The 14665-nt window shown below is 63.5% G+C and carries 11 protein-coding genes; 3 read left to right on the top strand and 8 right to left on the bottom strand.

Going from position 1 to position 14665, the window contains the following annotated elements; all coding sequences use genetic code 11:
• Positions 1–111 precede the first annotated feature (111 nt).
• The 5 genes from mnmA to FTO74_RS17290 form a co-directional block, all read right to left on the bottom strand.
• Positions 112–1239 (bottom strand): tRNA 2-thiouridine(34) synthase MnmA, encoded by a 1128-nt coding sequence (gene mnmA / locus FTO74_RS17310; protein WP_162539266.1) that lies wholly within the window; start codon positions 1237–1239, stop codon positions 112–114.
• A 34-nt stretch (positions 1240–1273) separates the two neighbouring features.
• Positions 1274–3139 carry a DUF1570 domain-containing protein gene (locus FTO74_RS17305; protein ID WP_162539265.1) on the bottom strand — a complete coding sequence of 622 codons (1866 nt, stop codon included), beginning with the start codon at positions 3137–3139 and terminating at the stop codon, positions 1274–1276.
• A gap of 40 nt (positions 3140–3179) precedes the next feature.
• Positions 3180–4271 (bottom strand): alpha/beta fold hydrolase, encoded by a 1092-nt coding sequence (locus FTO74_RS17300; protein ID WP_162539264.1) that lies wholly within the window; start codon positions 4269–4271, stop codon positions 3180–3182.
• Between the two features lie 111 nt (positions 4272–4382).
• Positions 4383–6305: a M61 family peptidase gene (locus FTO74_RS17295; RefSeq protein WP_162539263.1), complete on the bottom strand. Its 1923-nt coding sequence runs from the start codon at positions 6303–6305 to the stop codon at positions 4383–4385.
• Positions 6306–6441: 136 nt separating this feature from the next.
• A complete protein-coding gene (locus FTO74_RS17290) occupies positions 6442–6990 on the bottom strand; it encodes a glutathione peroxidase (protein ID WP_162539262.1) in 549 nt (182 codons plus the stop codon).
• A 108-nt stretch (positions 6991–7098) separates the two neighbouring features.
• Between FTO74_RS17290 and FTO74_RS17285 the strand changes: the two genes are divergently transcribed.
• The gene (locus FTO74_RS17285) at positions 7099–8967 is read left to right on the top strand and encodes an APC family permease (protein WP_162539261.1); all 1869 of its coding nucleotides are present in this window, start codon (positions 7099–7101) and stop codon (positions 8965–8967) included.
• Positions 8968–9078: 111 nt separating this feature from the next.
• Here FTO74_RS17285 and FTO74_RS17280 read toward each other — a convergent pair whose 3' ends face one another.
• The gene (locus FTO74_RS17280; protein WP_162539260.1) at positions 9079–10110 is read right to left on the bottom strand and encodes an LLM class flavin-dependent oxidoreductase; all 1032 of its coding nucleotides are present in this window, start codon (positions 10108–10110) and stop codon (positions 9079–9081) included.
• Positions 10111–10147: 37 nt separating this feature from the next.
• Complete coding sequence (locus tag FTO74_RS17275) at positions 10148–11338, bottom strand: cysteine desulfurase family protein (RefSeq protein WP_162539259.1); 1191 nt, start codon at positions 11336–11338, stop codon at positions 10148–10150.
• A gap of 86 nt (positions 11339–11424) precedes the next feature.
• On the opposite strand from FTO74_RS17275, the gene FTO74_RS17270 reads away from it, so the two are divergent.
• Positions 11425–11649: a hypothetical protein gene (locus FTO74_RS17270; protein ID WP_162539258.1), complete on the top strand. Its 225-nt coding sequence runs from the start codon at positions 11425–11427 to the stop codon at positions 11647–11649.
• A gap of 129 nt (positions 11650–11778) precedes the next feature.
• On the opposite strand, the gene FTO74_RS17265 is transcribed toward FTO74_RS17270, so the two are convergent.
• A complete protein-coding gene (locus tag FTO74_RS17265) occupies positions 11779–12912 on the bottom strand; it encodes a citrate synthase (protein WP_162539257.1) in 1134 nt (377 codons plus the stop codon).
• Positions 12913–13277: 365 nt separating this feature from the next.
• On the opposite strand from FTO74_RS17265, the gene FTO74_RS17260 reads away from it, so the two are divergent.
• Positions 13278–14609 carry an enolase C-terminal domain-like protein gene (locus tag FTO74_RS17260; protein WP_255462351.1) on the top strand — a complete coding sequence of 444 codons (1332 nt, stop codon included), beginning with the start codon at positions 13278–13280 and terminating at the stop codon, positions 14607–14609.
• Positions 14610–14665 lie beyond the last annotated feature (56 nt).

Below are 14665 nucleotides of genomic sequence, written 5' to 3'. Positions count from 1 at the left end.
AGATTCCTCCGCTTCGCTCCTGAATGACAACCAAAAGAACAAGCAACAACGCCCTGACGCCGGGCGGGCGGCACTTCGTGCGGTTCTCGACGCTTCGCGTGAAAGAGCTTGCTAGATGATCCAGCCGCCGCCGACGACTTCATCTTCCTGGTAGAAGATCGCGGCCTGTCCCGGCGTAATCGCGCGCTGCGGCTCGTCAAAGATGGCCTGTGCGGTGGGCTGGCCGTCGGCTCCAAGCGGGCCGGGCATCAGGGTCGCGGGCTGCGGCACATGGCGATGCCGAATCTTGGCCAGCACGCGGATCGGCTCCGTCAGCTCGGGGATCGAGATCCAGTTCAGCCGGTCGGCGCGCAGCTCCCGCGACATCAGCTCCTCGTCCGTCCCCACCGTCACCTGGTGCGAGTCGGGGTGGATATTCAGCACGTAGAGCGGGTTCGCGCTGGTCAGGCCGAGGCCCTTGCGCTGGCCGACCGTGAAGCTGTGGATGCCGCCGTGGCGGCCGATCACCTCGCCGCTGGTGCTGACCAGCTCGCCCGAGCTGTCGGGCATCTCCTCGCCCTGCTCGTCGAGGTAGGCGCGCAGGAAGGTCTGGTAGTCGCCGCCGGGGATGAAGCAGATCTCCTGCGAGTCGGGCTTGGCCGCGACGTCCAGCCCGGCCTCCGAGGCCATCACGCGCACGGCGGGTTTCTGCATCTCGCCCAGTGGAAAGAGCGTGTGGGCGAGCTGGTGCTGGGTCAGGCCGAAGAGGAAGTAGGTCTGGTCCTTGGCGTGGTCGGCGGGGCGCGAGAGAATCCAGCGGCCGCGGGCCTCGTCGAAGTGGTTGCGCGCGTAGTGGCCGGTGGCGATGCGGTCCGCGCCGATCTGCTGCGCGGTCAGCAGGAGCTGGTCGAACTTGAGGTGGTTGTTGCAGAGCGTGCAGGGGATGGGCGTGCGCCCGGCCAGGTACTCGCTGACGAAGGGCTTGACGACATCTGCCTCGAAGCGGGCTTGCTGGTTGACGAGGTAGTACGGGATTCCGAGCTGCTCAGCCACGCGCCGCGCGTCGTAGACGTCGTCGATGGAGCAGCAGCGGCCCTGGACGGACTCAGGCATCCCCTCGTGCCCGGCGAGGCGGCGCTGGTTCCAGAGCTGAAGCGTCAGGCCGACGAGGGGGTGGCCCTGCGTGCGCAGCAACGCCGCGACGGCGGAGGAGTCGACTCCTCCGGACATGGCGACGGCGATGGTTTCGGGCGCGGACATAACTTTCTTAATGATACCCTGTTGCCCGTTCTCCCTATTTACTCAGCTCCACGGAGAGCATCTGGCCTGCGACTCTGGGGTCAGTGACCTCGCCGTACTCGATTTTGCCCTTGAGGCCCTCGATGCCGGTGCAGGGCAGCAGGTCCTTGGTGGGGTTGAAGTTCGCGGTGGTGAAGGTGAGCTTGAAGTAGTTGTTGGTGTAGAGCGAGATGGGCTTGCCGGGGCGGTCGAGCGTAAGCGTGAGTACAGTGGGGTAGATGCACCTGACCTGCCGGATGACGCCCGAGACGGTATGGTGCGGGCCGGTCGGGGCTCCGGTGGGGAAGGCGGGAGCTTGTGTGGACGGCTGCGTGGTCCGGTTGTCCACGACGGTGATCGAGGTGACCGTGCCAACGGTTTTGTCACCTGTGGAAGGCGCGGGAGCAGCATGTTTCGTCGTGGCTTGGTAGCTCTCGATCTCCGCGATCCGGCGCTCCAGCAAGCCGGTCTCCTCTATGCTCTTGGCCAGCTTACGGCTGGCGTCGAGAACCTGCAGGGCAGAGGTAAACTGCTGGTCTTCCATCAGGACGTTCGCGCTATCGAGACGATAGGAGAGGTTCTCCGGTTCGAGCTGGACGGCCATCAGGCTGAGGGTGTGAGCCTCGGTCAGCTTCTCGTGGCGGGATGCGTAGAACTGGGCCAGGGCATCGTAGGCCGGGGCAAACTTCGGGTTCAGCCGGATGGAGGCACGGAGGCTCTGCTCGATGGCGTCGTCGTGGTCTCGCTCGCCGTCTTGCAGACTCATGGCGGCGAAGTAGAAGTGTGCGAGGTAGCTCTGGGAGTCGAGCTGGACGGCCTCGCTGTACCACTTCTTTGCGGCGGGAATGTCGTGGTCGCGCAGCTTCAGCGCGCCCATTGTCTCGTGGGCGAGCGCGTTGTTCGGTTCGGCTTGCAGGACGGTCGCGAGCAGCGCCTCTGCATCCTTGGTGCGCTGCACATCCAGCAGAACCCCGGCGCGCACGGCATTGGCCTGTGACTCAGAGACGGGATGCACCACGAAGGTCGCCTCATTGAAGGGCACCGGAGCAAGCAACTGGAACTCCTGGAAGTTGGACTGCTGAACGTAGAAGTCGAGCGCCTGTTGCAGCTTCTTCAGGTCTCCGAAGGCGTGCTGGGCCGCAGTGACGGGGTCCTCGTGCTTCAGTAAGAACTGCGCGTAGTCCTGCAGACGGCTGGTCTTGTTTTGAAAGTCTGTGATCTCCAGGTAGTGCGTCAGAGCCCAGGACTCGGAGTAGAAGACGGAGCCTTTCTGCTCGTCGTGGTAGTACGGCGAGTTGTGATCCACCTGCAGCAGCGTGGTGAGCGGCAGCAGGCGGTTCTGCCGAAGATAAAGGATGTCGTTGGGGCTGGGCTCGCCGAGACGCACGTCTTTCTCCTGCAAACGGGCGTTCTGGTAGAACTCGGCCAGACCTTCATTGAGCCAGAGCGGAAGCCACGTTTCGGCTTTGCGGAGCATGTAGTGGGTGTACTCGTGATATACGGTGGCGAAGGGGTGTTCGCCCTCGGCGTCCAGCCGCAGCAGGATGTAGTTCTTGTCCTGTGAGCGCAGGAAGAGGCCGGCGAGGTCGAGTTGGTTCTTCGCCAGATAGGCCTCGGGCTCGAGCGTGCGGAAGCTCTTTTTGTCCTTCAGGGCGATGACCATGATGGGAGAGCCGATGTCGTCGCTGGCCGTGGGCATCAGGATGTGGAAGACGGCGCGCATCCGCTCGAACTGCGATGCGATGCGGCGGCCGTCCTTCTCGCTGGAGTTGGTGAGGACGGTGAAGTGAGGGCTCTTGACTTCGATCCAGTGAGGAGCGGAGTCCGCGGAGGCAGTAACGGCCGACAGCACAAGGAGGAGGCCGACAAAATGTTTCAGCATGATTCTTTTGAGAGTAAGCGAAGAGAAATCGTTGGGGAAGTTAAGGTTTGGGTTCCGAGCGCTGCATCAGCTCGATCAGGTAGTCCTTCCAGATGGCGGCCTGGGTGTGGGTGCCGTGGCCCCGTGTGGCGTCGGTGATAGGCAGCAGTATGAAGCGGGCCTGCGGCATACGCTTCACCATCTTGTCCGCCAGGCCCAGCTCGGGTGGGTTGATGAAGTCGTCGGCCGAGTTGATCCAGAGCAGCGGCACCGTGATGCGCTCGAGGTTCTTGCTGGGATCGTAGTTGCGGCTGGCGTTCATGTAGAAGAGCAGGTTGTTGGCGTCGGTCGAGGCCATGGTGCGCTTCAGGTAGTCGTCGACCCACTTTTCGGCCAGCGCACGGGTGCCTTCGTGCTCCTGCATCTGCAACGCGCTCGAGCCCATGATGAGCAGCATCTCGTTGGCAGTGCGGAGCCCTTGCACGGGCTGGGTCTTGTACTCGCCGCCCATCCACGCCGGGTCTTGCCGGATGGCCTCGATGGCCATGTAGCGCGTCATGCGGTTGCGGCCCGCCAGCTCCACCGCCTGGCAGGCGAAGGGCGCGAGCGCGTCGGAGAAGCCGGGGTAGGTCTCGCCCCAGACGAAGGTCTGCATACAGCCCATCGAGGTGCCGAGGATCAGGCGCAGGTGATCGACCTTTAGGTCATCGAGCATCATCCGCTGGCTGCGCACCATGTCGTCGTAGTCGTAGGCGGGGAAGTGCGCGTGCAGGCCGTCGGAGGGCTTGGAGCTTTGGCCGTGGCCGATGTCGTCGGGCAGGATGAGGAAGTATTTGGCGATGTCGAGCGGCTGGCCGGGGCCGAAGAGGATGTTCGAGAATACAGGGTTCAGCAGGGAGGTGGCGCTGCCGCCGGTGCCGTGCAGCAGCAGGACGGCGTTGTCGGTGTGGCCCGCGGCGTTGCGGTGCGGTGTGCCCAGCGTGAGGTAGTGGAGCTTGAGCTGAGGCAGCGTCTCGCCGGTGCCGAAGCGGAAGTTCGGCAGGAGGGTGACGTGGTCGGCGGTAGGCCATGCTGTTGGCTTGGTTTGGGCTGATGCGGCTGCGCCGAACAGAGATGTAGTCAACAATAGAAGATGGGCGGCACGCTTCAGCATGAGTTCAACCTCGGGTGGGATTGGTTCGAGAGTAAGTGCCGATACGGTTTGGTGCAATAGGAAAGGCGTGAAGCGATGGCTTCACGCCTTTCCTATTTGCAACGGTGAGAGTTACTTTTTGGGTGTGGTCAGGGGCTTGGTGATCTCGTCGAGATAGTCCGGCGTGCCGTCGACCCGAACCAGCGAGGGATAACGCTCGCCGTCGTGATAGTCGATATCGACTGAGAACACACTCGACTCCTGCTGGACGATCAGGTGGATCGGAGCTGCGTCCGTCTTGGCTTTTACGATGGCGGCGTGAAGCTGCTCACCCGAGAAGATGCGGCCATTGACCGCGATGATCTTCTCTCCCGGCGAGAGCTTGGCCTTGTCGGCGGGGCCGCTCCAGCGGATGTCGCCGAGCTGTCCGTCCGGCGTCACGCGCAGGCCGAGCGAGTACCAGACGTTGATGCCCGCGCCGCGCCGGCTGTTGGCCGCGGCCAGCGTCTTCTCGCCCTTGCTGGGGTGGTCGAGGTAGACCAGCTTGTAGCCGCCCTGCTCGATGCCCGCGAGGTCGGCCCTGGGGTTGATGTTGTTGATCCGATCCTTGAGGAAGGTGAGCCAGTCGTACTTCACTACCTGGTTCAGGTCGTCGGCGATCTCCGGCAGCTCATAGCCGACGATCAGCGGCCCGGTGTTGCCGCCCTTGCCGAGGAAAATCTTCTCGAAGTCGTTCAGCGACTTCTTATCGTCGGTCAGCTTGCGGATGAGGGTATCGGCGTCGAGCCAGAGCAGCTCGCCCTCCTGGTAGTAGTCCTGCCCGCGCCGCCAGTTGACCCAGTACTGGTAGCCGCCGCGGATGAGGCTGCCCGCGACGCCGGTGTCCTCTGTGGTGCGCCACTCGCGGCCCGGCTTGTTGTCGAGCTGCGCGGCGGAGAGGGCCAGCAGGTCGCGGTACTGCTCGGCGTTTTTAAGCCCGGCGCGCGCGGCCAGCACGTTGCCCAGGTACTGCGTCATGCCCTCGTAGACCCAGAGCAGATCGCCCTGCTGCGGCGTGGCGAAGTCGGGCTGGTAGAGCCGCGCGGGGCGGCGATACTTGCCGTTCCAGGAGTGCGTGAACTCGTGCGCGAGCAGGTCTGCATCGCCGAGCTGGTGGGCGTCATCGGAGAAAGATTTCTCGTTGACGCCGTTGTCGGACGACTGGCCGTGCTCCAGACCTTCGCCGCCTGCGAGGTCGGAGAGTGTCAGGATGAAGTGGTAGGCGTTGTAGTGGTGCGAGGCGTAGTCGGCGTCGGCCTCGCGGACGAGGTTGGCCACCTCGGCCAGCACCTCGGGCCGCATCTGCGCGTCCTCGGGCTCGTCGGCGGCGACGTCGAGGAAGTGCTTGGGCGAGATCTCGGGTGCCAGGGGGAACTCGTGGAAGTAGCGCCCGGTCAGGACGGGCGAGTCTTCGAGCTGCTCGACGTTGGTGACGGCGTACTTGGTGGTCACGGCGTCGGCGGGGGGCACGTGCGCGGCTTCATCGATGCCGGTGACGGGCGGCGTGGGGACGGTGCCGATCGGCGTCAGCGCGGTGCCGGTGCCCCAGCCCGCGGGCACGGTGACCGACGGCTGAATGGCGATGTTCTTGACCGGGATGTTGGCCGGGTAGAGCATGAGCTGCTCCCACTCGAGCACGGCCATCTTGCTGGTGACGCGGCCGGTCATGATGCAGTCGAGGTGGGCGTGCAGGGTGGTGACGCCCTTGGGGATGACGACGTGGAACTCGGAGAGCTTTACGTCGTCGCGGCGCCAGGCGAGGCGCTGGCCGTTGGCCGTGAAGACCACGCCGGTGATCTCCGGCAGCGGGCCGTTCGGCGCGTGGTTGCCGGGGATCCAGACCGGGGTGGTGAAGGTCGCGGGACCGGCCTGTACGGGGAGGTCGATCTCGGCGTGGTAGAGGTGGCGCGCGCCCTCGGTCAGGTCGGCTGTGATCTGGATGGGCGTTTGGTTCTGGGCCAGCGCCGTGACGCTGAAGAGCACGGACGCAAAGAGGGCGGGAAGAACTTTCGACATAATTGGGGTAACCCTCTAAAAGATTAAAAGCGTCCTAACGCCGGACGGGCGGCACTTCGTGCGGTTCTCGGGGCGATATGGACGGGACGATCTTCTTTGGTCCTCCCGCTGGTCGGAAGTGGGAGGACCAGGTGCTTTACAGCGGCGGCAGAACGGCCTCGATGGCCTGCACCAGGATCGGATCGGTGGGCAGCGTCTCGGGCGAGAACCGTCCGACGACCTCGCCCTTGCGGTTGACCAGAAACTTCTCGAAGTTCCAGGTCAGCTCGGGAGCCTCGTTCACCGCGATCCCGTGGCCGCGCAGCTTGTCCTTGAAGCCGGGGTCGGCGGTCTTGGCCTCGGGCTGGGCCGCGATCAGCTCTGCATAGAGCGGAGCCTTCTCCGGGCCGGTCACGACGGACTTCTCGAACATGGGGAAGCTGACGCCGAAGCTGCCGGTGCAGAACTGCTGAATCTCCTCGTTGGTCCCCGGCTCCTGCCCGGCAAAGTCATTAGCCGGGAAGCCGAGCACCTCGAAGCCGCAGTGCTTGTAGGTGCTGTACAGCTTTTCGAGGCCCTCGTACTGGGGCGTCAGGCCGCACTTGGAGGCGGTGTTCACAATCAGCAGGGCACGGCCCTTGTAGGGCTCGAGCGTGGTCGATTCGCCGGCGATCGTCTTCAACGGAACTTCGAAAAGGCTTGGCATAGGGATAATTTTAGACCCATCCGGAGCCGATCCGGGTTTGGGAAATGAATCAAGTTCACGAAAAAACAAGCGAATCCTGATGGACAAGGCTGTACTATCAGTACCGACATGGCAATTCAAGACGTTGTTTTTGGTAAGCCTCTTGCCTCCACGGAAGAGCGCGCGGAGCACATCGGGGTAGCGGCGGGAATTCCGATCTTTGGACTCGATGCACTCACTAGCGCGGCGTATGGGCCCGAGGCGGCCCTGGCCCTCCTTATTCCCCTTGGCGTTTATGGCGTTCAGTACATCGTTCCCATCATCAGCGCCATCCTCATCCTGCTGGTTATCGTCTTCTTCAGCTATCGCCAGACCATTGCGGCCTATCCCGGCGGCGGCGGCTCCTACACGGTGGCGACCGAGAATCTGGGCGTCGGGGCAGGCCTGCTGGCCGCCGCCGCGCTGATGATCGACTACATCCTGACCGCAGCCGTGGGCATCTCGGCCGGAGTCACCGCGTTGACTTCCGCCGTGCCCGGCTTGCAGCCGCATACGCTGCTGATCTGCCTCATCATCCTGACGATCCTCGCCGTCATCAATATGCGCGGCGTCAAGGACACGGGCACCGCATTCATCGCGCCCACTTTCCTCTTCATCTCGACGCTGCTGATCGTCATCGGCGTCGGTGTCTATAAGGCCGTCTCCACCGGCGGGCACCCGATCCCGGTGGGCGTGATGCCGCCCGCGCTGCCGCAGACGGTCAAGTACCTCGGTATCTGGATGCTGATGAAGGCGTTTTCTAGCGGGTGCGCCGCCATGACCGGGGTCGAGGCTGTCTCGAACGGCGTGATGGCCTTCGGCGAGCCCCGCGCCAAGCGGGCGCAGATCACGCTCTCGATCATCGTCTGCATCCTCATTGTGCTGCTCTTCGGCACCGCTTGGCTGGCCAAGTCTTACGGCATTATGGCGATGAACCCGGACGAGACTGGCTACCAGAGCCTGCTCAGCCTGCTGGTCGCCGCCGTCATGGGCCGCGGCTGGTTCTACTTCACCACGATGGGTTCGGTGCTGCTGGCGCTCTCGCTCAGCGCCAACACCGCCTTCGCCGACTTCCCCCGGCTCACCCGCGCCATTGCGATGCACGACTACCTGCCTCACGTCTTCATCCTGCGTGGCCGTCGTCTGCTCTTCTCGCATGGCATCTACGCTCTCACCGGCCTTACGGCCATCATCCTGATCCTCTTCAAGGGAGTCACCGACCGGCTGATCCCGCTCTACGCCATCGGAGCTTTTCTGGCCTTTACGCTCTCGCAAGCCGGTATGGTCATTCACTGGCAGAAGAGCGAGTCGCACAAGGGCCGCGCGTGGCATATGTTCGTCAACGGCATCGGAGCCTTCGCTACAGGCTGCACGTTGCTGGTGGTGCTGGCGTCGAAGTTCATGGCCGGAGCCTGGGTGACCGCGCTGCTGGTGCCCATCCTGATCCTCATCATGCTGGGCGTTAAGAGCCACTACAAGCGCATTAACAACGAGATGAGGGATATGGCCCCGGTCAGCCTCGATAACCTCGAGCAGCCGATCGTCGTCATCCCTATGGCCAGTTGGAGCCGCATCACCGAGAAGGCGCTCCGGTTTGGGATTCTGCTCTCGAAGGATCTGAAGATCGTCCACGTGCACTCGGAGGAGGAGGAGCACGGCATCGAGGAGGAGTGGGACTCCAAGATTCTGGCGCCGATCCGCGCGAAGGGGATGGCCGAGCCGGAACTGGTGACGATCCCGTCGAACTTCCGGTTCATCATTACGCCGCTGATGGACTACATCCTGAAGATCGAGAGCGAGAACCCCGGACGCAAGGTGGCGGTGCTGTTGCCGGAGCTGGTCGTCCGGCACTGGTGGGAGAATGCGCTGCATAATCAGCGGGTTCAGGTGCTCAAGCTGCTGCTGCTGGTACGCGGCAACCAGCGGATTGTTGTGGTGAATATTCCCTGGTATCTGTAGGGGCGGAAGAAAACCTCCCGCTGCCGACCAGCGGGAGGCCCTCAGAAGATTACTCACCCATACCGCCCCGACAACCGCACGAAGTGCCGGCCGCCCGGCGTTAGGGCATCTTTAGGATTTAAAAACGTCGGCCAGCAGGGTGTAAGACCGTAGCCGAGCCGCATGGTCGTGGATGATGCTGTTCACGACCAGCTCTCCGATCCCCAGCGAGTTGGCCATCTCGGTTAGCCCTGCACGGACGACATCCGGCGTGCCGATAAAGTACCGCGGAAACTCGCCGGGCTCCTCCGGCAGTGACCCATATCCTGCCAGCTCACGAAGCGCGTCGTCGACCGAGGCCACTGGGCTGCGGTCTCCCTGCCGGATGCGGAGCTGCAACAGGCGAACGCTGGAGGCGAGGCGCTCGGCCTCAGCCTGCGTCTCGGCGCAGATGACCCCGACCGCCACCATAGCCTCGGGCTGCGTCCGCGTATGTTCCTCCAGCTCCCTGTTGATGCGGAACTCCTGCTGGTAGCGTGTGATCGCCATCCGCGTGGGCTCGGGCGAGAAGAAGTGCGCGAAGGCGTAGGGCAGGCCGAACTCGGCCGCCGCCGACCCCGACCAGAGGCTTGAGCCGAGCAGCCAGACGTCCGGCGAGCCGGGCATCTGGGGCGAAAGCCTGATGCGCGAGAACGGGTGCTCGGGCGGGAAGCCGTGGTGCAGAAACGCCAGCAGCTCGCTCAGTTGGGCGGGGAAGTCGTCCACCGCCGGTCCCGTGCGGGTGCGGCGCAGGGCGTTCGATTCGAGCGGACCGCCTCCGGGGGCACGGCCGATGCCGAGGTCTACGCGGCCGGGGTACAGGGTGTGCAGGGTTTCGAAGCTCTCGGCGACCTTCATGGGCGCGTAGTGCGGCAGCATGATGCCGCCCGAGCCGATGCGGATGGTCGAGGTCTCACCGCCGATGCGCGCCAGCACGATCTCCGGCGCGGAGCAGGCCAGAGTCTCCATGGCGTGGTGCTCCGACATCCAGAACCGGCGGAAGCCGAGCGATTCCACATGCTGCGCCAGCGAGATGGAGTTGGCCAAGGCCTGCGCCGGGGTAGACCCGGAGGGCACCGGCGACTGATCGAGGACGGAGAGGCGAAGTGCGGGAGAGTCGCTCACAGGTATTGGATGTTCTCCGCGGCAAAGAGACGCATGGCTAGACGGTGGTCAGGATGCGGCTGGCAGCCCATGTTGGGGAGAGAGTGCGCAGGCGGGCGACGGCCTCGGGAACTAGGGACAGGGCGAAGTCCACGTCCTCGGCGGTCGAGAGGCGCGAGAGGGAGAAGCGTACGCTGGCCCGTGCCCTAGCCGGCGAGAGGCCCATTGCCGTCAGTACGTGGGATGGCTCGGTCGCGCCGGACTGGCAGGCGCTGCCGCCTGAGACCGACAGGCCCTTCAGGTCGAGTGCGATCACCAGCGCCTCGGCCTCGACGTGGTCGAAGTAGAGGTTGGACGTGTTGGCGGTGCGGTCGGTACCCTGGCCGTTTACGCCCGATTCGGGAACTGCGCGGAGGATGCCTTGCTCCAAACGATCGCGCAATGCAGTCAATTCGGCTGGGCCGTCGTCGAGCAGCCAGCCGCGTGCCAGCTCGGCTGCGCGTCCTAGAGCCACGATGCCGGGGAGATTCTCCGTGCCTGCACGTCGCTGTCGCTCGTGGGTGCCGCCGTGGAAGAGCGGCGACAGGCGTACGCTGCGGCGCACGAAGAGCACGCCCGTTCCCTGCGGCGCGTACATCTTGTGGCCAGCGATGGAGAGCAGATCGACGTCGTGCAGTGCGCCGGACGGGGCCAGGTCGATGGGGAGCTTGCCCGCGCCTTGCACGGCGTCGGTGTGGAAGAGCGTGGATTTGGCGTGGGCTTTGGTGATGCGGGCTAGCTCGGCTATGGGCTGGATGGTTCCGGTCTCGTTGTTGGCCAGCATAATGCTGACCAGCTTCGTCTCCGGGCGCAGGGCGGCTTCGAGTGTGGACGGCTCGATGATGCCGGAGGCGGTGCAGGGCAGGTAAGTGACGGCCACTCCGCGCTTTTCGAGGGCCTCGGCAGCGTGGAGAACGGCGTGGTGCTCGATGGTCGAGGTGACCAGGTGGTCGCCCGCGGAGAGCGTGCCGAAGAGGGCGAGGTTGTCGCTCTCGGTGCCGCCGGAGGTGAAGACGATCTCGGAGCTGCGGCAGCCGAGCAGGCGGGCTACGGACTCGCGGGCGTGGTCCACGGCCGCTCGAGCGGCCTGGCCCTGCTGGTGGATGGAGCTGGCGTTGCCGAACTGCTCGAGGAAGTACGGGCGCATCGCCTCGAAGACCTCGGGGAGCATGGGGGTCGTGGCGTTCGCGTCCATGTAGGTGCGGCGCATGGTGCTTAAAGTCTACGCCGACGGGCGGGGGGTGTGTGTGGGAAGGGAAGGAAAGCATACCTCGGGGGCTAAAGCCCGCTTCTGTGGTGGGTTTTGATGTCCGGGCTAAAGCCCGGACCTACCCCAGAAGCAACGGCAACAGCACGGGCAAGGGCAAGGACAACGGCGAAAGCAAGAACAAAGCAGAAGCAGATTCCTCCGCTTCGCTCCTGAATGACAACCAAGAAAACAGGCAACGACAAAGGCAAAAGCAATGGCCGGGTGGCTCATTCATCGACGGGTTCATCGTTGATGGGAGTGGACTGCCTTAAGTGCAACAGCGCCCTCACGCCGGGCGGGCGGCACTTCGTGCGGTTTTGGACGCTTCGCGTGTTTTTTCTTTGGATTTAAATGGAATAGGCGGAGCTTATGGCTCCGCCTACTTCATTTTTAGTTAGGATCTACCGCTCCGCGATGGGGGTGTAGGGTGCCGGATAAGCCGGACCCGTGTAGTCCGCGCGCGGACGGATCAGGCGGTTGTCATCGTGCTGTTCGATCACATGCGCAGCCCAGCCCGAGATACGGGAGATCGCGAAGATCGGCGTGAACAGGTCGATGTCGATGCCCAGCGTGGTGTAGGTGCTGGCCGAGTAAAAGTCCACGTTCGCGTTCAGCTTCTTCTCGCCCTTCACGAAGATCTCGATCTTGCGCGACATGTCGAACCACTTGGTATCGCCCGCGGCCTTGCCCAGCTCCTCGGACATGCGGCGCAAGTGCGTCGCGCGCGGGTCTTCGGTGTGGTAGACGCGGTGGCCGAAGCCCGAGATCTTCTGCTTCTTCGCGAACATGTCCTTCACGTACTCGACCGGGTCGGCTCCAGCCTTGTCGATGGCGAAGAGCAGCTTCATCGTCGCCTCGTTGGCTCCGCCGTGCAGCGGTCCCTTCAGCGCGCCGATGGCTCCGGTGATGGCCGAGTGCATGTCGGCCATGGTGGCCGCGATGACGCGCGCGGCGAAGGTGCTGGCGTTCAGCTCGTGGTCCGCGTGCAGGATCAGCGCGATGTCGAAGGCGCGGGTCGCCGTATCGGAGGGCTTTTCGCCGGTCAGCATCCAGACGAAATTGGCTGCGTGCGAGAGGCTCTTGTCCGCCTCGACGACCGTCTTGCCCTTGCGGATGCGGTCGAAGATGGCCACGATCATGGGGATCTGCGCGGTCAGGCGGAAGCTCTTGCGCAGGTTGGCCGCGTGGCTGGAGTCCTTCTCATCGGCGTCGTAGATGGAGAGTAGCGAGACCGCCGTGCGCAGCACCTCCATGGGGCTGGCGGAGGCCGGGACGGCGCGCAGCAGGTCGATCACCTTGGGGTCGAGGACGCGGGCTTCAGCCAGCTCGGTGGAGAACGCCTTCAGCTCCTCGGCGGTGGGCAGCTTGCCGTTCCACAGGAGGTACGTCGTCTCTTCAAAGGTCGAGTTCTTGGCGAGTTCATGGATGTCGATGCCGCGGTAAGACAGGACGCCTGCGTCGCCGTCGATCCAGCAGATGGCCGACGTCGTGGCCACGATTCCTTCGAGGCCCTTCGGCGCGATTGCATTGGTCATGGTAAAAGGTTCTCCGTAGGTTCGGGCGCGATACGAGATTAGTCTTGGTTATAGCGCAGTCGCTTAACGCTTGTCACAATTCAGTTCGGTTATCGGACGACTTGTGCGAAAACCCTTATAGCTGCATTAGTTAAAAATATTGTGCTCCTTCCGGTGTAAGCCCTCAACTGGCGGATTCCGGCTATGTTTCGCGATGCGGAATCGTCTTCTCTTCTTATCGATTCTGACGGTTTCCGGGAGGTTTCATCGCAACCCGAACAATTTCATTTCTCATGGTCGCTCCAAGAATGTAGAGTGGACGCGTCTCGACGACCGTGGATTTTGACGACGGAACATGCCCCAACCTTCAAATTAGCGAGGAAAGAATGACCATGCCGCTTCAGAACCTTGTCCGGAAGAGCCCTCAGCCGAGCCGTCGTAACTTTCTGCTGGGCGCTGCCGCCGCAACCGCTCTCGCCAGCAGCCGCACCGCAGCCTTCGGCGCATTTGCTCCCGTTGTGGGAGCTACCACCCTGAAGATTGAGGCGATTGAGCTTTTTGAGCTGCATGGCCGGTATACCGAGGCCGCAGGAGTCAACGGCCAGTGGCAGGTGAACCCGGAGGACGTCTACGAGGAGCTGCGCAGGTCGCCGTATGTCGATAAGCCCAATGGCACCAAGGAGGTGCACACCAACGCCGTCTATATGAGGATCAAGACCTCGGGCGGGATCGAGGGGCTGTATGGGCCGTTCGAGAAGAGCGCCGCGATCATCGTGCAGGAGGACCTGGTGCCGTTCCTGATCGGCAAGGACGCGCTGGCCGGAGAGGTGCTGTGGGACCAGATGTACCGGTCGGATCGGCAGTCGCGCGACGGGCTTTTTATGATGGCGATCAGCATCGTGGACAACACGCTTTGGGATATTCGGGGCAAGTACTATGGCGTGCCGGTGTATCGGCTGCTGGGCGGGCCGTCGCGCAAGTCGGTGGAGATGTATGCGAGCTGTTTGGGGTCGTCGCTGGAGCTGGACAAGGTGCGGACGCGCTGCCTTGAGGTGCGGGATATGGGGTTCAAGCGCCAGAAGTGGTTTATCGGCTATGGGCCGGGGTCGGGCGCGGAGGGGATGCGGAAGAACGTCGACCTGGTGAAGGTGCTGCGGGAGACGCTGGGCGAGGACTACGACCTGATGTTCGATATGTTCAGCGGCTGGGACCAGAACTATGCGCTGGAGTGGGCGCACAAGGTGGAGCAGTACCATCCGCGCTGGATGGAAGAGGTGACGCACCCGGAGAAGATCGAGAGCTTTGCCGCGATTCATCGGGGTACGACGATTCCGATCGCCTCGGGCGAGCACTTCTACGGGCGCTGGGAGGTGGAGCGCTATTTACAGGCGGGGGCGCTCTCGGTGGTGCAGGCCGATCCGGAGTGGTGCGGGGGTATCACCGAACTGCTGAAGATTGGGACGGTCTGCTCTCTGCATGATGTGCCGCTGATTCCGCATGGGCATAGCCTGCCCGCGGCGATCCATACGATTGCCAGCCAGTCGCCGATGACCTTTCCGCTGGGGGAGTATCTGATACTAAAGATGAAGCACTACTATCACTTCGAGAAGACTCCGCTGGTGCCGGTGAATGGGCATATCGAGCTGCCGACGGGGCCGGGGTTCAATGTGACGCTCGATCCGGCGAAGATCGAGTCGCAGACGCCTTTGAAGGGATAGGTACTTCGTACCGTTCTCGGGGCGGTATGGGGGAATGATCTTCTGAGGGCCTCCCG

Source organism: Granulicella sp. WH15 (assembly GCF_009914315.1).
GTDB lineage: Bacteria > Acidobacteriota > Terriglobia > Terriglobales > Acidobacteriaceae > Edaphobacter.
Note: the sequence above shows the minus strand (reverse complement) of the source record. Positions and strands in the feature narration are given on the sequence as shown.